Genomic DNA, 20,612 nt, shown 5'->3' with positions numbered 1-20,612 from the left:
TCTTCGAGTCTAGTGAGATTCCACGCGCACAACCTGCCCGGAGATAGGTAGTCTCGCCACATGCGATTCGGACTGTTCGTACCTCAAGGCTGGCGTCTCGACCTGGTCGGCATCGACCCCGCTCAGCAATGGGAGGTTATGCGTGATTTCACGCTGCGTGCCGAAGCGGGCCCGTGGGAATCGGTCTGGGTGTACGACCACTTCCATACAGTCCCGGCTCCGACGGAAGAAGCCACGCATGAGGCGTGGACTCTGATGGCTGCGCTTGCCGCATCGACGTCGAGCATCCGGCTCGGCCAGATGTGTACGGCCATGGGTTACCGCAACCCGGCCTACCTGGCCAAGGTTGCCGCCACTACCGACTTGATCAGCGGTGGTCGCGTCGAGATGGGAATCGGTGGCGGCTGGTACGAGCACGAGTGGAATGCCTACGGCTACGGGTTCCCTTCCGCCGGTGAACGTCTCGGTCGGCTTGACGAAGGCATTCAGATTTTCCGTCAGGCGTGGTCTGCGGGCACTGCGACGCTGGACGGCAAGTACTACCAGGTTGACGGCGCCATCTGCCGTCCACTTCCGTTGCAGGAGGGAGGAATTCCCTTGTGGATCGCCGGTGGTGGCGAGAAGGTCACGCTGAAGATCGCGGCAAAGTACGCGCAGTACACTAACTTCGACGGCACACCTGAAGTTTTTGCCCGCAAGTCGGAGATCCTGAAGAAGCACTGCGACACAGTGGGTACCGATTTCGACGCCATCGTGCGCTCGGCGAACTACAACGTCGCCATCGGTGCAACGGAGGCCGAAGTAACGCAGCGACTGGAAACGCTGAAGTCTCGTCTGACGCCGCTGGTCGGTGAGGCCGCGGCCGACGCGTCGCTGGACGCCTTCCGCGGTATGCCGGCAGTGGGAACTCCCGAACAAATCATCGAGAATCTGTCGGTACTCAAAGCGCAAGGGCTCGAATACGGAATCTTCTACTTCCCCGAGGCTGCCTACGACACATCGGGCATCGAATTGTTCGAACGCGAAGTACTGCCGGCCCTCCGCTAGATAAAAACAGCGTTAGCGCAGGTTGTCCGGGAGGTCGGCCGGATCGACCAGGACGCGGCGTTCGGGGTGGGTGCGAACTTCCTCGGAATCAGAGATTCGGCTCTGGAGGAAGTTCCACTCGCTGTCGCTGATCGCTGCCACCGCTCGGGCGAGTACTGCGGAGTCTTTGGTTCCCCATTCGATCGGCATCGGGCTGACCATCTCCCAGACGGCGTCCTTGCTCCGAGTGGAACGATCGGAGCGCAGGGCTACCGACGGAATGCGATTGCCGACTTTCCACTTCGGGTTGAGCCGGACATTGCGGCTGACCAGTGCGTACTGGGGGGCTTTCGCAGACGGCTTCGCGATGTCGATCAGCGCGGTCAACGTCGCAGCTCGGGGGTGGATTTCGCTGACGATCGCGGGAACAAGCGGATTTTCGCGATACAGCTTTTCGGCGTTACCGACCTTGCGAGGAGCCCACAACGCAACGCCCAACGAACTGAGGGCGCCGATGACCAATACAGCGCCGACGATGATGGACCAGACGTCGCCGATGAGGATCAGCCAGGTTCCTCCGGCAGCCAGCAACACGGCGAAGATCACCGCAGAAATCTGCAGACGACGAACATCGGCCAACGTGTCGTTGACGGACCTCGCGTGAGCTTTGTCGACGGTGAACTCGAAATCAGCCACTGATGTATTCCTTCGAAGGTGGAACTGCGGTGGTGGTCCCCGAGATTTTCAGGGACCACCACCAGCGTAGCTAGTTCCGCGCTCGCTCCCACATCTGCAGGTAGGCCTCGGCGCCGCGGCTCATATCGTCGATGATCGTGTCACCGTCAGGCCCACCCGCGATACGCATGTCGGCAATCCAGTCGGGAATCAGTCCGTACTGCGCGACACCGTCGGTATTGACGTCGAAGACGCGGGTTCCGGCACGCTGCTTGTCCATGACGGTGCCGTCGAATGCGGTGTACGGGTACTGAAGGGGATTGACGTCCGCATCGCCTCGTGGCGCGGCCTGGGGCCCGAACCCGTTGGTGTCGGCGCCGTATCCGAAACCGAAGTAGTAGTCGTCACTACGCATTGCCCGAGCTTCTCGCCACTGCTCGATGAAGCCCTTTTCCTTGGATTCTGGATCGGACGAATCGAGTTGACCGGCATAGAGCGCTACGAATCCGCCGAGCGCGTAGATCCTCTTGTAGTAGCTGGAGTCACTCCAACTGTGGCTCGACACGACACCCGAGTAGTGGGCAGCTTCGAGCATGGTGAGGGCGTCGTCAGCAGCCTTGACACTCAAATGGTCGATGTCGACGATCATTCCGCGGTCCATCAAACCCTGGATCATGTGCTCGCCCAACGAGGTCAGTCCGCGTGAATTACATTGCGGGCCGGCCGGGTACACCGGGAGGGTCACGCCGGGCGGAAGCATCCCGATCAGATTTTGGGCGCCGTCCACCTTGGTGGGCAGCTCGTTGTCCTCGGCGACACCTTGGCACGGCTCGGACTGCCAGAACTCTCCGGTGCCCAGGTAGTTACCGATATTGACGGCAACTCCGGTAATGCCTCCGTCGAAGCGAGTACCACCGAGCGCATTGTCGAATTTGTGCGTCACGATCATCTGCCGGACACCCAGATCGTAGAGTTCGTCCAAACCTTGGTCGATGTCGTTTTCGTCGCACTGCGCTACACCGTTGCGGAGGGAACAACCGAACGGCTCCGAAATCTCGACGCCCAATGTGACGGCAAGCTTTCCGTCGGCGGCAACCTGCCTGGCCTCGGCAGGGGAGCTCACGATACGGAACCAGCCGCGTCCTGGCCCGCCGTACTGCGCGTCGATGTAGTCCTGGAGTTCACGGGTCTGCTCGGCCTGAATGCGTACCGTTTCCATCTCGTTACACGGATTGCGCTTACTGGGATACAGCTCGCACAGAACACGGTTGGCTACAAAGAGATTGGTGAAGATACGCAGTCCGCCGCGCCACGCCCGCTCGACCCACTTGTAGTACGTCTGCTCGTGGGTCAGCGAGTCCTGGGCCGGCCAATCCGCGAACGTAGGCCAACCGGTGGTGTCGTGGGTTTCGAACGGGTTGCCGTAGGAGAGAACGTTTTCCAGGAGAGCGGGCAAGCCGTTGGGCTGGTGGTCCGGGCAGTCGACCAGTGCCGCGGTAACACCCTGAGGATCGAAAGGCCTTCCGCAGTGCAGGTTTCCGCCCATGAACTCGGAAGCATTCATGTGTACGTGTGTGTCGATGAATCCGCGTACTTCGCCGTTGGGGCCGATCTCGGAAGGATTGCCGGTGGCATTGACTTCGGATTCCGGGAAATCGGCACAGCCGGTACGAGGAACCAGGGTGAACGAACCGGTATCCGGTTGGCTGCCGGGTTCGGTCATCGCCAAGGCATTGTCACGGCTGACCAGCTGTCGGCCGTTGGTGGTGGCGGTGAGGACAAAGTTTTCGTCGCTGGACATCACCGTCCAGTCCGTCATCGGAGTTGCGGCCGCAGTGGCGACCACAGTGTCGGCTCCGTCGTGGGCCAGCATCGATCCGTCTGTGCCGTAGAACATGAACCGGCCGAGTTGCGCCGCGTGGAGTCGGAACGGTTCAGCCTCGTCGGCGGACGCTCGATCCGCCCGGTACCCGGCGGCGTCGCGTCCTACGAAGTCGCCGGACGCGCTCTGCACGGCGTAGCAGCCGTTGGCCAGCTGATACACCGTGTTGTCCGGGGCGCTCGGGGCTGCGGTGCCGACGCCGGTGACCGCGACGAGCAACGTCGTGGTGAGCAGCGAAGCCGTCAGAAGTGCAACGACTCCGCCCGGTCGACCACGTAGACGTGTAATTGAGCGCATGCATGACTCCCGGCCGTTGAACACAACTGTGACACGGGGCACCATACCGACAAATGGACGTACGTCCAGCTAATTGCTGAAACTCGTTACAAAACCGTGTTTATCCAATGGCCGGACCCAGCAGGTCGTCGGCGTCGGTAATTCGGTAGGCGTAGCCCTGCTCCGCGAGGAAACGCTGACGGTGCGCCGCGTACTCGGCGTCGAGAGTGTCGCGTGAGATCACCGAATAGAAGTGAGCCTGTCCGCCGTCGTGCTTGGGGCGCAACAGTCGGCCGAGGCGCTGTGCCTCTTCCTGGCGTGAGCCGAAGGTTCCCGAAACCTGAACGGCAACAGATGCTTCCGGAAGGTCGATCGAGAAGTTGGCGACCTTGCTCACCACCAGGGTCTGAATCTCCCCGTTGCGGAACTGATCGAAGAGGATCTCGCGTTCCTTGTTCTTGGTCGAACCCTTGATTACCGGAGCGTTCAATTCCTCGCCGAGTTCATCGAGCTGATCGAGGTACGCACCGATCACCAACGTCGGCGCGTTGGGATGCTTGGCCAGAATCGACTTCACGACAGCAACTTTGGTGTGCGCTGTCGAGCACAGCTTGTACCGTTCCTCGGGCTCGGCGACCGCATACGCCATACGCTCGGCATCGGTCATCGTCACACGCACCTCGACACAGTCAGCCGGAGCAATCCACCCCTGTGCCTCGATGTCCTTCCACGGAGCGTCGTACCGCTTGGGGCCGATCAGTGAGAAGACGTCGCCCTCGCGGCCGTCCTCACGCACCAACGTCGCGGTCAGGCCGAGGCGTCGACGCGACTGTAGATCCGCCGTCATGCGGAACACGGGGGCGGGGAGGAGGTGCACCTCGTCGTAGATTACCAAGCCCCAGTCTCGGGAGTCGAACAGTTCGAGGTGCTTGTACTCACCCTTCGTTCGACGCGTGATGACCTGGTACGTCGCGATCGTGACGGGTCGAATTTCCTTGCGCTCACCCGAGTACTCGCCGATTTCTTCTTCGGTGAGTGACGTCCGTGCGATGAGCTCACGCTTCCACTGACGCCCGGCGACGGTATTGGTGACCAGGATGAGAGTGGTTGCCTTGGCCTTTGCCATGGCAGCCGCGCCCACCATGGTCTTGCCTGCGCCACAAGGGAGTACGACGACGCCCGAACCGCCGGCCCAGAACGAATCCGCAGCCATCTGCTGGTAGTCGCGCAGCTCCCAATGGCCTTCCTCGAAGGCAAGCTCGATGGGATGAGCCTCGCCGTCGACGTAACCGGCGAGGTCCTCGGCGGGCCAGCCCACCTTGAGCAACATCTGCTTGAGGCGGCCACGTTCACTCGGATGGACGATGACGGTGTCGTCGTCGACCTTCTCGCCGAGCATCGGCGCGATCTTCTTGTGCCGCATGATCTCGGTGAGAACTGCGCGGTCGAGGCTGATCAAGATCAGGCCGTGGACCGGGCTCTTCACCAACTGCAGACGGCCGTACCGGGCCATCGTGTCGACGATGTCGACCAGCAGCGGCTGGGGAACCGCGAAGCGGGAGAACGACACGAGCGCATCGACAACCTGCTCGGCATCATGTCCGGCAGCGCGCGCATTCCACAGCGCCAGGGGGGTGATCCGATAAGTGTGGACGTGCTCGGGGGCTCGCTCGAGCTCAGCGAAGGGCGCGATAGCCTGCCGGGCCTCGCCCGCGCGCTCGTGATCGACCTCCAAGAGCAGAGTCTTGTCGGATTGGACGATCAACGGTCCGTCGGTCACGAAATCCTCCTGGTGTAGCGGATGTGGCGGTGTCGCGATTGCTGCGCGCAGCACGTACTGCGCGCAGCAACCCTGCCATTGTCCTGGTAACGCGGTGCATACGCCAAGTGACAGGCAAGACACCGCGCGAAATAGGGGTGCCCGTTTCCGGACACCCCTACGTCAACGTGGCACAGTTGACGACTATTCCTCGCGGAGGAGATTATTTATTTCTGGGCCACTGCTGTCTTTCGCATTTCCATGACGTGAGTTATCGCCTCCGAAATTCCGGATCGATAACCGATATTCTTTTCGCTGTCGCCTGGCGTCGAATCAAGTTCCGATTCGAGTCGAGTTTGAATTCGATCGAGGGCATGGATAGTTCTTTTCACAGCAGAAATCCTTTGTGCTACGAACGGCCCGATAACAGGATTCCGGGCCGTCGAGCGTTCTCGTCGAGGACGCAGACCGCAGCCAGTGTCATCCCGGCAGCGTATCCACGTGACCGGGGATCTGCGCCGCGGCTACTGGACCTGAACTGGTCGAACGTTTCGTGTAGGTGGTTGAGCGTGTCAGTTTCGGAATGCATGATGGAATCTGTCGTCAGTAAAAAAGGAAGGGCTTTTTTTAGCTCCGCTTTCTCTTGCGAATTAATTCCGAAGAATCCGCAGCTTTTTCGCGCTTTTCTGCGCGGCGTTCCTTGATCGACTGGGCGGGTTTCTTCATGTTCTTACCCGGCGCCTTGTCAGCCATTGTCGCTCCTCAGTTTTTTGAAGTGTGGCAATCACAAACTGACCACGACCATACTTCATTTACAGAAAAAAGCCAGTCACGACTTTTTTTCGTCGATCGGGGTCACCGAAGTAATTCGGTGAAGTGTGAACCGGCGCACTGCGCCACTCGCCGGATCGAAGGCATCCAACTGTCCACCGCCCACGCTGACGGGATCGACGATCCGATGCGTAGCCACTCCTTGGGCGTCGACGTAGCCGATGTTGACGCTCTTGCCCGCTCTCGCGGCCGAGGACAACAGCGCGATGGCGGCGGCGCTGCTTTCCCTCGATCCGTCCGCTCGAACACCGCCACGGCCGGGGCTGGACGCCCGGTCGCCGGCGCGCAACGTTCGTATCAGCGATTCGAGTTGTTCCGGCGATGGACTCGACTGCGTTCGCGTCGTTTGCCGCAAACGGCGATTCTGTATCCGGGCACCGCGTGGTCGCAGATCGACCAGGGCTCCGGACGAATCCTCACCGGCCGGCGCAAACCCGGCGGCTCGCAACTCTGCGAGTACTTCCCGAAGTGGAGCCTGGGATACGGCGACAGTGGGGGCGAGTGCCCGCAGGGCCAACGATTCCGCGACAGCGGACGCCAGTACTTCCGCCAGGAGGGAGGCGTCCTCGCATCGGATGAACGACGCCGCGACTCCGGCGCGCAATCGGCCGTGCCGACGCGCGACGTCGTCGATGAGATATGAAAGTGATTGAGGGACAGGTGTTTTGGATTTGGTGCTGAACATCGTCTGTAGTTCTGTCGCAGTCAACCCGGCATCGAGTGCCCGCCGGATGCTGCCCTCGGTGATGCGATACATCGATGCCGAGCCAGCCGATTCGATATCCGCTACCAACGTCACCTGCTCGAGCAGGTCCGCCACCAGCGGGCCGGGGGCCACCAAGGTCAAGTCCGCTTGGACGAGGAAGTAATCGATGGGCTTGGGCAACACTGCCGCCATCTCGGCTTCGGCGTCGCCGCCATGGAGCATTGCGCGACCCGGCGAACTCAGGGCACCCCGAGCGACCAATCCGAGCGCCGACGCCTCGGCCAGTGTGTTCTCGACGGCCAACGTCCGAAGGCGTCCGCTCCGCCGCGGATGCCGCCACGCCAGCAGACGACTGACCTCGGCGGGCGACGCGCTCTGGCCGCTGTCGAGTTCGGCCAACAACCCCAGAACCGACGCACGGTCGCGAGGTGCGGAAGGCGCGCGGCCTTCTTCGGCCAGCGCCGCTATCGGCTTGTCTGACGGATCACGCATCCCGATCATCCAGGGAACCCGGGCAACGTCGATCCAGGCAGACGCCAGGACCTCCCACCGGCGCGCCGTAGTGGCGTTGAGCCAGCCGTCCACAGCCACCGTCGGCGTCCAGTAGTCGTCCGAGGTGTCGACGCTCGGAGTCGGGTCGGGTGTCCCGCTGGCGATTAGCCCGGCTGCCGAGAGAAGCTCGACTACCAAGTTGACGCGGCTCTCGTCGAGTTCGGCAGCCTTCGCGATGCGACGGAGTTCGCGTACGCCCAGACCACCGGCCCGCAATGCGGGAGCGGGTGCCGCGCCGAGCACGGCAACAACCTTTTCGCTCTGGCGAACCAGTTCGAGGGCCTCGCCGGCTGCCGCAGCATTGACGTCGGCCGGCTTGAGCTTGTCGCCCGTGATGACCGGCGCAGTGAGGGTGGTCGGATCGAAGACAGGTTCACCGCGGATCGCTTGACGCACAGTTGCCGGTAGTTCCACCGTCTGCTCGTCCAGCCAGCGGAGCAAGCCGGCTGCAAGTAACTTCTGTACCGGGCGGTCTGCGGGGGTCTCCGGAGCGGCGTCGCGGGTTCTGCCGATGGGGCTGGAATTGGCCAGAGTCTCGAGCAGGTCGCGCTCACGCTTCTCGAGCGCGTTCAGTGCCGCGGTGATCTCGGCTTCCGACATGGACTCGACGGGTTCGAGAGCTCGGCCGACCCTCCACGGAATGCTGTCGATGACAGCCGGGACCATGCTGATCGGATCCGTGCCCCAGATCAGCGCAGCCGCGCGCATCTTCGCGAGAGAAGCGTCGACGGCCTTCTTGGTGACCTTGCCCTTGCCGGTGAGGGCGCGTTCGGCGAGAGCGTCGTTCAACTCCTTGCGCGACATCGGCGTTTCCTCGGCCCCGGCCAGAGCCATCAGTTCGAGGATCCCGAAATCGAGCGTGTCCAGCTCGTCAGCTGCCCGACTGACCGACGCACGCTGCTGCGCACGCCCGCCGAGAACCACCATTGTGCTGGGCGGAGGTACCGCGAGGTCGGGCCGCAGACGTAGCAGTTCCGTCAACTCGGCGTCAGTGCGGGCCGACAGCCATTCGGTCAGGCTGTCAGCTCGGGAATTGCTCGTCGAGGTGCCACGTATTTCGGTCATCGCCTATCAGATTAGAGACCTGGTATGTACTGCGTAACGGCGTCCTGTCAAAATGGCTTCGTGGCCAACAATTCGAAGCAGCACTATGTAGATCCAGGATGGCCGGAAACTGCAGACGGAGATCACGCAGTGACCGAATTGTCATCGACCCGCTCAGGTGGACTTTCACCGTTCGGCGACGACACCACCTTCCCCGTGCCGGTGGAGTCACTTCCTTACGTGCACCCGTACACCGTCATCAACCGCTAACGACCAACCACGAAGAAGGCCCGCACCAATCGGTGCGGGCCTTCTTCGTTGCTGTGTCTTCGTTGCTGCTGTGCGTTCGAGCGGAACGCGAGATCGCGGTCCTACTTGAGGAAGGACTTCGCGGTATCTGCAGCTGCGAGGATCTGAGGATCGATGGCGATGCCGTTGTCCTTGGCGAACGCGATGGCCTGATCAATGGCCTGAGAAACCGGGTGTGCGACGGCCTGAGCGGCCTGCGCCGGTGCGGGGGCCTGGGTGGCCGGTGTGGTCACGGTGGCCGGAGCGGAGCGCTGCGTTGCGCCGCTGTTCAGGCCGAGGCTCGAGGAGCAGGACGGCCAGGCGCCCCATCCCTGGTTGGCGAGAACGCGCTCGGCAACAACGATCTGCTGCTCGCGAGAGGCGTTGTTGGCGGTGGCGGCATATTCTCCGCCGCCGTGTGCGTTCCAGGTGCTAGGGGAGAACTGCAGTCCACCCTGGTAGCCGTTGCCGGTGTTGATTCCCCAGTTGCCGCCGGCTTCGCACTGTGCGAGGCGATCCCAGTCGGAATCAGGCGCTGCGCTGGCGGTACCCGCGGCTGCGAGTCCTGCTACGCCCATGATGGCGCCGGTGACGGCGACCTTGGCGACAGTGCGGCCTGCAGTGGTGGGTTTGCGATGGCGTCCGCTCATGATCGTGAATTCCTCTCCACACGCGCCTGCGAGGTCAGCTGTCGGGTTCGGGCTGAGAGGTTGCCCGGCCTCGCCTTTCCTGGCTGGAAAGGGTCTGGCTTCACCCCAAGATTCGACTGCGAAAACAACCGAACCGGTGTCCGAGAGGACTTTGGGTCCCCCGTCCTCGTCCCTGGAATGTCTGTTTAGGAAATTCCGGTACCCGCGGGACAAGGCTTGGCGCGGCGGGCCGGAGGTGGCCGAGTTTCCCGGCCGAAATTCACGGTAACGGCTCGGCCCGCCCGTGTCACCATTTGATAACGCGGCGCGTCGAACGGGATACAGAGCATGGGGCAAATGCGCAGGAGACTCTGCCCAGGTAGTGGGGGGTTCTGCAGTGACAGCTCTCCTGTGGCTATTCCGTTATCGATCCGTAATGTGATTAAGGTCACACTGTTATCTGGAACAGCTGCGGGGCTTATGCGTAGCTGACGCGGTCTACGTCGACGATCTCCTTGCCCAGGGGCATCAAGCAGATCGGAATCATCTTCAGATTCGCGATGGCCAGGGGGATTCCGATGATCGTGATTGCCATCGCGACAGCAGTGACGATGTGCCCGATGGCTAACCAGATACCGGCGACGATGAACCAGATGACATTGCCGATCATCGACCCGACACCGGCCGTCGGCTTGTCGACGACGGTCTTGCCGAACGGCCAGAGGGCATAGATACCGATACGGAAGGCCGCGATGCCGAAGGGAATCGTGATGATGAGAATGCAGCAGATGATGCCGGCGATCAAATATCCCAGCGCCAGCCACAGACCGCCGAGGACCAACCAGATGACATTCAGAATAAATCTCATGGTCAGTGACCTTTCGGTAGGTATGTGAGGGAATTCAGCGTGCGCGTCGACCGGACGTCAACGTGTAGACGATGGCCAGGAGGAAACCGACCGGGCAAGCCAACGCGAACAGGTACAGCACCAATCCCGGAGGAGTGTCGCTGAAGATTTTGACCGCGAAGATGGCCACGATGGCGAGTAACCCGACAAGAAACAGGCCCATCGCGATTCGAAAGAGGCCGTTTCCGGTGCCGGAAGTGCTCGGGTTCGGTTGAGAGTCCACAGCTACAAGGGTAGTGCCCGTAAACGCGAGTGCCGATACCGGTTGCTCACAGGTAGACTGTGGAGTGACTGCGCGTCCCGTCAAGCAAGTTCGGGGCGCGTTCTTTTGCATTCTTCGGTCGAACCTCTCGATCGAAGCTGAGCAGGACCATGGGGCTCGTACTCGAGCCTCCCGAGAATATTGGGGCGACAAGCCCCAGTCGAGTGATGAGCGGGTGAACGCGGTGCCGACCGGCAAGGTGAAGTGGTACGACGTCGAAAAGGGTTTCGGCTTTTTGTCGCAGGAAGAAGGGGAGGACGTCTACGTACGGGCCTCTGCCCTTCCTGAAGGTGTGGAGGGTCTGAAAGCGGGCCAGAAGGTCGAATTCGGCATGGCGGCCGGCCGACGCGGTCCGCAGGCACTGAGCCTGAAGGTTCTCGAGCCTGCCCCGACTCTGCGCGGTGCGTCGACGCAGCGTCGTGAGCCTGTTGTCCGCAAACACACGCCGGACGAACTGCACGGCATGGTCGAGGACATGATCACGCTGCTCGAAGCCAAGGTTCAGCCTGACCTGCGCAACGGAAAGTATCCGGACCGCAAGACTGCTCAGCGGATTTCCGAGGTTGTCCGTGCGGTGGCCCGCGAGCTCGACAGCTGATCAACCAGCGAAGCAAGAAAAATGCCCTGCACGCCGATTCGGTGTGCAGGGCATTTTTTGTACTGGGTGGGTCAGCTGGTCTTGATCGACCAGATCAGGAGTCCCTGTTCGCTGCCTTCACCGACAGCAAGGTGAATCTCCACTCCCACAAGTTGCTTCTGTGGCTGCGCTTCGACGGTGACTGCCATCGCCTCGTCAGCCTTGAAGAAGCGAGGTTCGCCGGACTGATTGCCGTCCGCGTCTTCGTAGACGGCGAGCATCGCCCATTCCGCAGACGAGACGTCCTTCGACAACGACAACTGCAACGCGGATCCCTGCGGCACGTCGAGCTCGTAGATATCGCCGATCTGTGCGCACTGCGACAGGTCGATCGTGCAGAAGCCCGCCGGCTGGGTTTCGATGGTCCGACCGTGAGCGTAGGCAGTGATCTGCGGGAGCTTGTCGGGCTCGTCGTTGATGTTCTTGATGATCACGAACAGAACCGAGACGTAAGCAACTAGTGCCACCACCATCAGGACACTGATCGCAGCCACGATCTTCTTTGTTCTTGTACGCATGATCACTGCGGAGTACTTCCTTGTCCTCGATCGGATTTGCCGGTGTAGATCACTTCTGTCACTTCTTGCTCGGCCAAGTCGGGTCGCTTGCCGCCCAGTCCGGGCAGAAGTGAGCTGCCTCGGTAACACAGGAACGTCTGCAGAAGACCGATCGTCAAGAACACGGAAACGACAGTGAACCCGATCCAGTATTCAGTAGGCAGCAGAACGCCCAGCGCGCCACCCAGTACCCAACTCAGCTGAAGGACGGTTTCGGATCTACCGAATCCGGAAGCGATCGATTCTTCGGGCAGATCGTGCTGCAGTGACGCGTCGAGTGAAACCTTTGCCAAAGCGCTGGCAGCCGACGCGATCAGAGTGGCCAGAGCGGCTGTCATCAGGTTGTCGGTCAGCGCTGCGATGACCGCAATGATCCAGACGGATGCAGTGCATCGAAGAACGACGACGGCCGGTCTGCCCAGTTTGAGTCGTGCGCCGGCCGCGTTGCCGCCGAAGTTGCCCAAGCCTGCAGCGGCGCCGACCAAGCCGAGCATCATGGCCTGCTGCAGAGGTTCGTGGTCGGTTCGAGATTTGGCGACAAACGCGATGTACAGCGTGAGGAAACCGGTCAGAACACGAATTGTTCCGTTGCCCCACAAACCGATGATGACGGCGCGTCCGAGTGGCTGGCGCACCTTGGCGTTCTTGATGCCAGGGACACGTCCACTGCCGGCGTGATGTGTCTCGTCCGGGTGGTAGGTGATGGTGGCGGGAACTTCGCCTTCGGTGACTTCGACCCACGACGGAATTCGCATACTCAGATACGCGCCGAAAATGGTGACCACCACGGCGAACCACAGTGCTCCGGGGGATTTGAACGCCAGAGCCAGTGCGCCCGCGACGCCGCCGGCGCAGATAGTCCCACCGATCAATCCGAAAACCGTGAGCCGAGAATTGACTCTGACCAGGTCTATCTCGGGCGGGAGCACACGTGGAGTGACTGCGCTCTTGAGTACCGAGAACGATTTACTCAGAACCATCATGCCCAGCGCGGCCGGATACAGGATCCAGCTGTCGAAGTTGAACACCAGGATCAGTGCCAACAACGTTCGAATGCCGAACGACGATGCCAGCGCGATTCTGCGCCCGCGCTGCAACCGGTCCAGCATTGGTCCGATGAGCGGTGCGATCACTGCGAACGGAGCGATGGTGATCAGGAGGTAGAGAGCGACCTTCGTTTTGTCCTCGCCGGTGGCAGCGGAAAAGAACAACGTATTTGCCAGGGCCACAGCGAGAGCGGCGTCGGTCGCGTTGTTGGTCATCACCGCGTACGTCAAAGCAGTCAGGCCGGACTTGTCGGCGCCGTCGGCCTTGGCCGCACGCTGGAACGTCGCAATACCTTTGTTGGTCAGTTCTCGACTGCGCATCGCCGCGACTCGGGTGACCGTGAGCTTGCGCGGCATCGGCGGGGCCTTGGGAGCGTCGGCAGGATCGCCTTTCGAGCCGGAACCCTTCGAATCGGACGTGTCAGAAGCTTTGTCACGGGATTCGGAAATGGGGTGCAGCGGAGGCAACGGAGCACGTCGGCCGGACGGACGTGCAGCCGGTGGGTAGTTGTCGTAACCCGGGTGGACAGCCTGACCAGAGGAGTCGGTCTGCCTCGTGGACTCGTTCGGAATTCGCCGAGTATCGGGGTCGTAGGGTTCGCGCGGTCCGGTCACCACTCAATTCTGTCCTAGTACTGCGGAGGCGACCACGCACACCCCTGACGAGTTGTGCGGCAAAGTCGATTCAGGCCACAAATCGCACGTCGAATATCTGTGGCCAGTACTTACCGGTGAGAAGAAAGCGGTCGGTTCCGGGTATCTGCGCGATTCCGTTGAGAACATCGACGGGGCGAGTAGACCCATCGGTGTTCAGTCGGGTGCGCAGGGCCGACGCGTCGATCACGCTGGTCACCTGACCATCTTCCGGATCTATCGACACGATCGTGTCCGTCTGCCAGACGTTTGCGTAGACGGTTCCGTCGTCGGTGCATTCCAGTTCATTCAGATTCGCGAGCGGTTTACCGTCGCGAGTCACCTCGACGGAACCGATTGCGTCGAAAGTATCCGGATCGTGGAACGTCAGGGTGGACGATCCGTCGCTGGTTACCAACCGATCCTCGAGCGAGCAGATGCCCCAACCTTGGGTGGTGAGCGGAAATCTGCCACGTTCGACGAGAGTGTCCTTGTCACGGACGATTGCGACGCCGTTCTTCCACGTCAATTGCCACAGTGAGTTTCCGGAGACGGTGATGCCTTCACCGAACAACGGTGGCGCCAGATCCGCTCGGGCGATTTCGGGGCCGGAACCCGGGACACTACCGATCTCCGTCGAACGCACCCACGACTCGCCGACGCGCCCGGTGCTTTCGTAAAGTCTGTCGCCGTCGATCTCCAAGCCTTGGGTGAAGGCGTCGGCGTCATGCGGATAGACGTCGACGACCTCGACGGACAAGGTCGGTACCGGCCCGTTGTCGCCTACAGCAGGGGTTCCGGGACCCGTCGGCGAGCAGCCCGTCACGACCGAAGTGATCACTGCGAGTGCTGAGACGACAGCTGCGGAACCGGCGCGTGACCTACTCATCTGTCCAGCATTGCAGCCCAGTGCGTTGCGGACTTCTAGTGGTGCGGCAAACTGGAGGAGTGAGTGTTGCTACTTCTCCAGAGCGTGCAGTGCCGCGCCCCGTACTGGCCGATGCCGTCGAGCTTGCCCGAGCAGCTGTTGTAGAGCTGCACGAGGGTGGCGTCGGCGCATACCTCGGCGTCACGGCGGAGGATGAATTTGCCGCTACCCATCGATTCGCCGCAGACATTCCCGGTTACAACGGGTGGCAATGGGCCGTTGTCGTAGCGGCCGGTCCGAACGATCACCGGGCCACCATCAGTGAACTCGCTTTGTTGCCCGGCCCCGATGCATTGGTGGCGCCCGCGTGGCTGCCCTGGGATCAGCGGATTCGTCCCGGAGACTTGTCGGTCGGCGATCTGTTGGCTCCGCCGGCGCAGGATCCGCGTCTTGCCCCCGGATATGTCGCCACTGGTGATCCCGAGGTCGACGACGTTGCACTGGAACTCGGTTTCGGACGCAAGAAGGTCATGAGCCGCGAGGGTCGACTGGAGGCGGCTCAGCGCTGGTTCGAGGGAGACTTCGGGCCTGAATCGGAAATGGCGAAGGCAGCTCCGTCCACGTGTGGGCTGTGCGGCTTCTTCCTTCCGCTGGCGGGATCGTTGCACGCTGCATTCGGTGTGTGCGGCAACGAACTTTCCGCTGATGGCCGTGTAGTGCACGCCAATTACGGCTGCGGCGCGCATTCCGACACCACCCTCCCGCTTGGTGCCGGTTCACCGGCGTTCGACGCCTATGACGACGGGGCTATCGAGATGACTGTCATGCCGGCACAGGCCGCAGACGATGCAGTCGCCGAAGATTCGGATTCGGTATCCACCGAGTAGACGACCCGTTCGCGGCGGCGGCGCTCCGCGAGGCCACGCTACGGGCGTGGGCGGATTCGCCTACCCGATTACGTGAAGACGCGGCCACCGAATCCGATTTGGCCGCAGCGGGTTACCGCGACCGGTTGCTGACGGAGTTGGCTCAGAATGCTGCCGATGCGGCGTCGAGAGCAGGCATGCCGGGATCCTTGAGTGTTGTGTTGGACGGTGAGGTTCTGACCGTCGCCAATACCGGCCGGCCGCTCGACGAGGACGGTGTTCACGCACTCACCGCGCTCCGGGCTTCCGGCAAGGTCGACGCCGACGATGGCGTCGTGGGTCGATACGGTGTCGGATTCTCGGCGGTGTTGTCAGTCAGTGACGAGCTCGAGTTGCGGTCGACGACCGGTTCGATTCGGTTCTCCGCCAAGAGGACTCGTGAAGAGATCGAGAAAGCCGGCCTGCGAGTTCCGGACTCGGGAGTGCCCGTGCTGCGGCTCGTGTGGCCGTCGGCCGAGAGGCCCGGTGCCGGCGCCGATTCCGAGGTGGTGCTGACACTTCGCGATGATGTCGACGGTGCCGCCTTGGTGTCCCGGATGGCTGCCGAGGCAGTTGATCTGCTGCTCGAACTTCCCGGATTGTCTTCGATTCGTCTGGGCGACAAAACTTTTGAACGAACCGAGCGAGTCCTGGAATCCGGACTGATCGAAGTCTCGATCAATTCCCAGGTGTGGTGGCAGTACCGAACGGCCCGTGCTCGCTGGATTGTTCCCGTCAAGCACGGAGTGGTCGCGCCGGTTGGTGACGACGTTCTCCGGGCACCGACGCGATCCGATGAAGAACTGTCCATTCCGACGCTGGTTGTCGCAGACATCGCGATGCAGCCGGATCGGCGACGAATCCTGCCCGGTGCGCCCATCGCGCCGCTCGCAGAGGGATATGCAGAGTTTGTTGCAGCGTTGCCGGTCGATCAACGAACCGCGCTCGTCCCGGTGCCGGCCTTTGCGCGAAGTGAGACGGATTCGCTTCTGCGCGAGGCACTTCTGAAGGAGCTGCAGGAAAATTCCTGGCTTCCCGTCGTGGGTGAGCCGGACCGGGCGCCGCAGCGTGCGTCCGTGGTTCCGGGGCTCAGTGACGAGTTGGCGGAGTTGCTCACCGATATCATCGGCGGCTTGGTCGTGTCGGAGCTTTCGGGTCCGCGCCACGAACGTGCTCTAGCCGCAGTGTCGACACACCGAATCGGGCTGGCGCGAATCGCGGAACTGCTCAGCGGACTCGAGCGGGAACCGTCGTGGTGGTGGCGTCTCTACGGCGCTCTGGAACCGCTGGTCGTCGACGCCCTGGCGGTGGAAGAGCTTGGTACGCTGCCGGTCCCGTTGTCGGACGGGCGAATTGTCACCGGTCCGCGAACAGTAGTTCTGGGTACCGAACTCGGTGATTCCGTGCCGCCGGTGCCGTGGACACGGCTGGTTCACCCGCAGGCATCGCACCCGTTGCTCTCGCGGTTGGGTGCTGTGGGCGCGACTGCAACGGATTTGCTGTCCGACCCCGCACTGCACGCACTCATCGAAGACGCCGCCGATCAGGATGATTCCGTCGCAACGGAATTGGCGGCGACGGTGTTGGCTTTGGCCGCGCATGTCGCGCCGGGTGCGTTGCCGTCGTGGATCGGTGAAGTGTTGCTTCCCGACTCTGACGGAGAACTGCGCTCCGCCGATCAGTTGTTGCTGCCGGGAGCGCCGTTGGCGACCGTGCTGGTTGACGATTCACCGTTCGGCACCGTGGACCCGAGTTTTGTGGAACAGGTGGGGGAGCAGGCACTTCGAGTAGTCGGCGTCGGTTGGGGCTTCACCGTCTTCCGGGAAGAGTTGCCGTCCGGACCGGATCACGATCTCGATTCCGAAGATCAGTGGTGGGACACTCTGGACGAGGCCCCCGAGCATATCGAGGCTGTGCGTGACCTCGATCTGGTCGACGAAAACCGTTGGGCGGCAGCATTGTCGCTTCTCATGGAGTCTCCCGCGACGCGCCCGTTGCTGGGTGACCGCCGCGGGTACACTGCGTGGTGGCTGCGTTCGAATGCCGAACTGGGCGGCGAGACACTGGGCTTGCTGCGAGCACCCCACGACCGCACGTTCGAGGGATTGCTCGACGCAGCAGACCACTCGGAAGCTGACGATCTGCGCGGAGTGTTGGCGGCGGATACCGTCGACGACCCGGAACTGGCTCAACTCCTCCTCGACCGACTCGCGGATCCCTTGCGGATGCCCACACCGGCCGTCGTTGCACGCGCCCATCGTCTACTGGCCGATGCCGCCCGGCGTCGCGTTCTCGATCTGGACGAGTTGAGTCTGCCGAGCTTCGTTCGCGGACTGTCCGGTGACCTCGTCGAACCCGGCGACGCCCTGGTGCTCGATCGGCCGTGGTTCGGTCCGGCGTTGCCCGCGCAGCGAGTAGTCCTGGGCAGCTTCGAGACCGCGGAAGCGTTGGCTGATCTGCTGGACATCGCGACTGCGTCGTCGGCCGTCGACGGTCAGGTCACGAGTAGTGGAGTTACCCGGTTGTGGGCCGAGGAACCGCGGGCCGTCCTGGCATTTGCCGCGCTCGGGCGCGAGGTGCCCGAGGGCGAGGTGATGATTCACCACGAGCTCACGATCCGGTTGAGCGGCGCGGCCGAGGGAACCGTGACCGTGCCCTGGTGGGTTGACGGCGACGGTGTCCATCACGTCATGCGCACGTGGGCACAACCGCAAGAGACGTGAGGAAACAGTGTCGTTCGATAGTTGGGTACTCGACAGCGCCGTAAGTGCGCGCACACCGTGGCTGGTCGACGTGGTGGACGTCATCACCGACAGCGGCGGAACCCTGGCCGCGTGGTCGATCGCGAGCGTTCTGACGATCACACTTCTGATGCGCGCCCGACGCGTCGACGCTGTGCAGATGCGCGCCCGACGCGTCGACGCTCTACTGGTCGCGGGTTCCATGCTCACCGGGTTGCTGGTGATGACGCAACTCAAACACATCTTCACGCGTACCCGTCCGCCTATTCCCGAGCGGCTCGTCGACATCGATTCGTATTCGTTCCCGTCGGGGCACGCGATGATGACGGCGATTCTCGCGACGGTAGTGGCCGCCGTGATCATTCGGCTGACATTGCCGAGGCTCACAAAAGTAACCATGCTCGCGGTGCTCGCGGTCTATACCGTCGCCGTCGGGTTTTCTCGTGTCTACCTGGCCGCACACTGGATGACGGACGTCCTGGCCGGTTGGGCTTTCGGCGTCATCTGGGCGGGGCTGTGGATTTGGGGCACGAGCCGATTGCGGCGACGGCAACTACAGCCTGCCTGAGCTAGTCGGTCAGACCCGCACCTTGTTGGGCGCCTTTGCTACCTCGCAGCGCTGCTCGGCGCTGAATCCAGAACAAGCCGTACCCGATGAACCCGACGCCTATCCCGGCGTAACAGACGGGCAGGGCGCTGGACCAGCGGTCACCACTCAGAAGGACCACGACGGTGGCGACCACCCACACCGCAGTGCCGATGACGAGAGCTGGTGCCGGCGCTGACAACCGCTCGATCAGATGTGTTGTGTTGCGAGTCTCGTTCACAGAATTAACGCTACCTGGGCCCTCGTGCCTTACTCTCCCTAGTGCGACCGGCCTTCACGTGCGCCGGCACAGGCGACCTCTGAAGCGATGGGGAAAGAAAACATGGCGGCACCCGGGATAATTCTCGACACGTATTTCAAGATCAGTGAACGTGGGTCCACGATCTCCACCGAGGTTCGCGGCGGTGTGGTCTCGTTCTTCGCGATGGCATACATCGTGGTGCTCAACCCACTGATCCTCGGTAGTTTCTCGGCGGATGACGCCGTCGCGAAGGTCGACGTGTTGGGAAACATCCTGCCGGTCAACCAGGTGGCTGCTGTCACCGCGCTGGTCGCTGGACTGATGAGCATCGCATTCGGTGTCATCGCCAACTATCCGTTTGCCATCGCGGCCGGTCTGGGTATCAACAGCCTGCTCGCCGTGACGATCGCCCCGCAGGTCACGTGGCCTGAGGCGATGGGCCTCGTGGTCCTCGACGGCATCATTATCGTGGTGCTGGCGCTCACCGGTTTCCGAACCGCAGTGTTCAATGCGATTCCGAACGCGCTCAAATCGGCGATCGCAGCCGGTATCGGTATGTTCATCGCCTTCATCGGCCTGGTCGACGCCGGATTCGTCCGTCGTATCCCCGACGCTGCCGGCACCTCGGTTCCGGTCGGCCTCGGCATCAACGGTTCCATTGCGTCATGGCCGACTGTGGTCTTCATCTTCGGTGTTCTGTTGATGGGCGTTCTGGTCGTACGTAAGGTCCGCGGTGGTCTGCTCATCGGCATCATCGTGACGACCATCCTGGCCGCGATCATCGAGGCTCTTGCCGACGTCGGACCGTCACTCGGAACCAACCCCAAGGGCTGGAACCTGAGTGTTCCCGCGATCCCCGACATGTTCGGCGGTATGCCCGATCTGAGTCTGGTCGGTGAGTTCAGTCTGTTCGGCGCGTTCACCCGAATCGGTGTTCTGGCCGCCAGCCTGCTGGTGTTCACCCTGGTTCTCGCCAATTTCTTCGACGCTATGGGCACGATGACGGGCCTCGGTAAAGAAGCCGGCCTGACCGACAAGGACGGCAACCTTCCCAACATCGGTAAGGCGCTTGTCGTCGAAGGCGCCGGTGCCATCGTTGGTGGTGGCGCGTCCGCGTCGTCGAACACCGTGTTCGTGGAATCGGCTTCGGGTATTGCCGAGGGTGCCCGCACGGGTCTGGCGAATGTCGTGACAGGTTTGCTGTTCCTGGTCGCTATGTTCCTGACGCCGCTGTATTCGGTGGTGCCGATCGAGGCAGCAGCGCCGGCACTCGTGATCGTCGGTGCACTGATGATCGGGCAGGTTCGTGACATCGATTTCACGAAGTTCTCGGTTGCACTTCCCGCTTTCCTCACCATGATCGTGATGCCGTTCACGTACTCGATTGCCAACGGCATCGGCGTCGGATTCATCTCTTGGGTGGTACTGAACGCGGCCAGCGGTGGGGCCAAGAAGATTCATCCGTTGCTGTGGGTTGTGTCAGTTCTGTTCATGGCTTACTTCACGGTCGGACCGATTACCGACGCACTTACGTGAACGC

At 62.1% G+C, this 20,612-nt stretch carries 19 protein-coding genes and 1 riboswitch; of the genes, 7 read left to right on the top strand and 12 right to left on the bottom strand.

Annotated features, from left to right (window positions below):
* Positions 1 to 60 precede the first annotated feature (60 nt).
* Positions 61 to 1,047: an LLM class F420-dependent oxidoreductase gene (locus QM600_RS06425; protein ID WP_283260633.1), complete on the top strand. Its 987-nt coding sequence runs from the start codon at positions 61 to 63 to the stop codon at positions 1,045 to 1,047.
* A gap of 12 nt (positions 1,048 to 1,059) precedes the next feature.
* Here QM600_RS06425 and QM600_RS06420 read toward each other — a convergent pair whose 3' ends face one another.
* The 5 genes from QM600_RS06420 to QM600_RS06400 form a co-directional block, all read right to left on the bottom strand.
* Positions 1,060 to 1,722: a DUF3239 domain-containing protein gene (locus QM600_RS06420; RefSeq protein WP_283260632.1), complete on the bottom strand. Its 663-nt coding sequence runs from the start codon at positions 1,720 to 1,722 to the stop codon at positions 1,060 to 1,062.
* A 70-nt stretch (positions 1,723 to 1,792) separates the two neighbouring features.
* The gene (locus QM600_RS06415) at positions 1,793 to 3,880 is read right to left on the bottom strand and encodes an amidohydrolase family protein (RefSeq protein WP_283260631.1); all 2,088 of its coding nucleotides are present in this window, start codon (positions 3,878 to 3,880) and stop codon (positions 1,793 to 1,795) included.
* A gap of 100 nt (positions 3,881 to 3,980) precedes the next feature.
* Positions 3,981 to 5,639: a DNA repair helicase XPB gene (locus QM600_RS06410; RefSeq protein WP_283260630.1), complete on the bottom strand. Its 1,659-nt coding sequence runs from the start codon at positions 5,637 to 5,639 to the stop codon at positions 3,981 to 3,983.
* 606 nt (positions 5,640 to 6,245) lie between these two features.
* Complete coding sequence (locus tag QM600_RS06405) at positions 6,246 to 6,371, bottom strand: hypothetical protein (protein WP_254922770.1); 126 nt, start codon at positions 6,369 to 6,371, stop codon at positions 6,246 to 6,248.
* A gap of 76 nt (positions 6,372 to 6,447) precedes the next feature.
* Positions 6,448 to 8,772 carry a helicase-associated domain-containing protein gene (locus tag QM600_RS06400; protein WP_283260629.1) on the bottom strand — a complete coding sequence of 775 codons (2,325 nt, stop codon included), beginning with the start codon at positions 8,770 to 8,772 and terminating at the stop codon, positions 6,448 to 6,450.
* Between the two features lie 60 nt (positions 8,773 to 8,832).
* Between QM600_RS06400 and QM600_RS06395 the strand changes: the two genes are divergently transcribed.
* Positions 8,833 to 9,021: a hypothetical protein gene (locus tag QM600_RS06395; protein ID WP_283260628.1), complete on the top strand. Its 189-nt coding sequence runs from the start codon at positions 8,833 to 8,835 to the stop codon at positions 9,019 to 9,021.
* A 101-nt stretch (positions 9,022 to 9,122) separates the two neighbouring features.
* On the opposite strand, the gene QM600_RS06390 is transcribed toward QM600_RS06395, so the two are convergent.
* From QM600_RS06390 to QM600_RS06380, 3 genes are all read right to left on the bottom strand, one after another.
* Complete coding sequence (locus QM600_RS06390) at positions 9,123 to 9,689, bottom strand: transglycosylase family protein (RefSeq protein ID WP_283260627.1); 567 nt, start codon at positions 9,687 to 9,689, stop codon at positions 9,123 to 9,125.
* Between the two features lie 7 nt (positions 9,690 to 9,696).
* A riboswitch (cyclic di-AMP (ydaO/yuaA leader) is annotated at positions 9,697 to 9,882 on the bottom strand.
* Between the two features lie 264 nt (positions 9,883 to 10,146).
* Complete coding sequence (locus tag QM600_RS06385) at positions 10,147 to 10,536, bottom strand: YccF domain-containing protein (RefSeq protein WP_283260626.1); 390 nt, start codon at positions 10,534 to 10,536, stop codon at positions 10,147 to 10,149.
* A gap of 34 nt (positions 10,537 to 10,570) precedes the next feature.
* Positions 10,571 to 10,798, bottom strand: coding sequence for a hypothetical protein (locus QM600_RS06380; protein WP_283260625.1), 228 nt, complete (start codon positions 10,796 to 10,798; stop codon positions 10,571 to 10,573).
* Positions 10,799 to 11,021: 223 nt separating this feature from the next.
* Here QM600_RS06380 and QM600_RS06375 point away from each other — a divergent pair, with 223 nt between their 5' ends.
* Entirely contained in the window at positions 11,022 to 11,435 is a 414-nt protein-coding gene (locus tag QM600_RS06375; RefSeq protein WP_283260754.1) for a cold-shock protein, read from the top strand.
* Between the two features lie 71 nt (positions 11,436 to 11,506).
* Here the strand turns inward: QM600_RS06375 and QM600_RS06370 are convergent, their stop codons facing one another.
* From QM600_RS06370 to QM600_RS06360, 3 genes are all read right to left on the bottom strand, one after another.
* Complete coding sequence (locus QM600_RS06370; RefSeq protein WP_283260624.1) at positions 11,507 to 11,992, bottom strand: DUF2771 family protein; 486 nt, start codon at positions 11,990 to 11,992, stop codon at positions 11,507 to 11,509.
* A gap of 2 nt (positions 11,993 to 11,994) precedes the next feature.
* Complete coding sequence (locus tag QM600_RS06365; RefSeq protein WP_283260623.1) at positions 11,995 to 13,692, bottom strand: MFS transporter; 1,698 nt, start codon at positions 13,690 to 13,692, stop codon at positions 11,995 to 11,997.
* Positions 13,693 to 13,762: 70 nt separating this feature from the next.
* Positions 13,763 to 14,599 (bottom strand): glutaminyl-peptide cyclotransferase, encoded by an 837-nt coding sequence (locus QM600_RS06360; protein ID WP_283260622.1) that lies wholly within the window; start codon positions 14,597 to 14,599, stop codon positions 13,763 to 13,765.
* Between the two features lie 38 nt (positions 14,600 to 14,637).
* Between QM600_RS06360 and QM600_RS06355 the strand changes: the two genes are divergently transcribed.
* The 3 genes from QM600_RS06355 (at position 14,638) to QM600_RS06345 (ending at position 18,792) form a co-directional block, all read left to right on the top strand.
* The gene (locus QM600_RS06355; protein WP_283260621.1) at positions 14,638 to 15,465 is read left to right on the top strand and encodes a DUF3027 domain-containing protein; all 828 of its coding nucleotides are present in this window, start codon (positions 14,638 to 14,640) and stop codon (positions 15,463 to 15,465) included.
* Positions 15,466 to 15,641: 176 nt separating this feature from the next.
* The gene (locus tag QM600_RS06350; RefSeq protein ID WP_283260753.1) at positions 15,642 to 18,206 is read left to right on the top strand and encodes an ATP-binding protein; all 2,565 of its coding nucleotides are present in this window, start codon (positions 15,642 to 15,644) and stop codon (positions 18,204 to 18,206) included.
* 7 nt (positions 18,207 to 18,213) lie between these two features.
* Positions 18,214 to 18,792 carry a phosphatase PAP2 family protein gene (locus tag QM600_RS06345; protein WP_283260620.1) on the top strand — a complete coding sequence of 193 codons (579 nt, stop codon included), beginning with the start codon at positions 18,214 to 18,216 and terminating at the stop codon, positions 18,790 to 18,792.
* Between the two features lies 1 nt (position 18,793).
* Here the strand turns inward: QM600_RS06345 and QM600_RS06340 are convergent, their stop codons facing one another.
* Positions 18,794 to 19,051, bottom strand: a complete 258-nt coding sequence (locus tag QM600_RS06340; RefSeq protein WP_283260619.1) for a DUF2530 domain-containing protein — start codon at positions 19,049 to 19,051, stop codon at positions 18,794 to 18,796.
* A gap of 102 nt (positions 19,052 to 19,153) precedes the next feature.
* Between QM600_RS06340 and QM600_RS06335 the strand changes: the two genes are divergently transcribed.
* Entirely contained in the window at positions 19,154 to 20,608 is a 1,455-nt protein-coding gene (locus QM600_RS06335; RefSeq protein WP_283260618.1) for an NCS2 family permease, read from the top strand.
* The last annotated feature ends 4 nt before the right edge of the window (positions 20,609 to 20,612 follow it).

It is taken from the genome of Rhodococcus sp. IEGM 1379, from assembly GCF_030056815.1.
In the GTDB taxonomy this organism is placed as follows: domain Bacteria; phylum Actinomycetota; class Actinomycetes; order Mycobacteriales; family Mycobacteriaceae; genus Rhodococcus_F.
The sequence above is the reverse complement of the archived record's forward strand: the minus strand, read 5'-3'. Positions and strand labels throughout refer to the sequence as shown.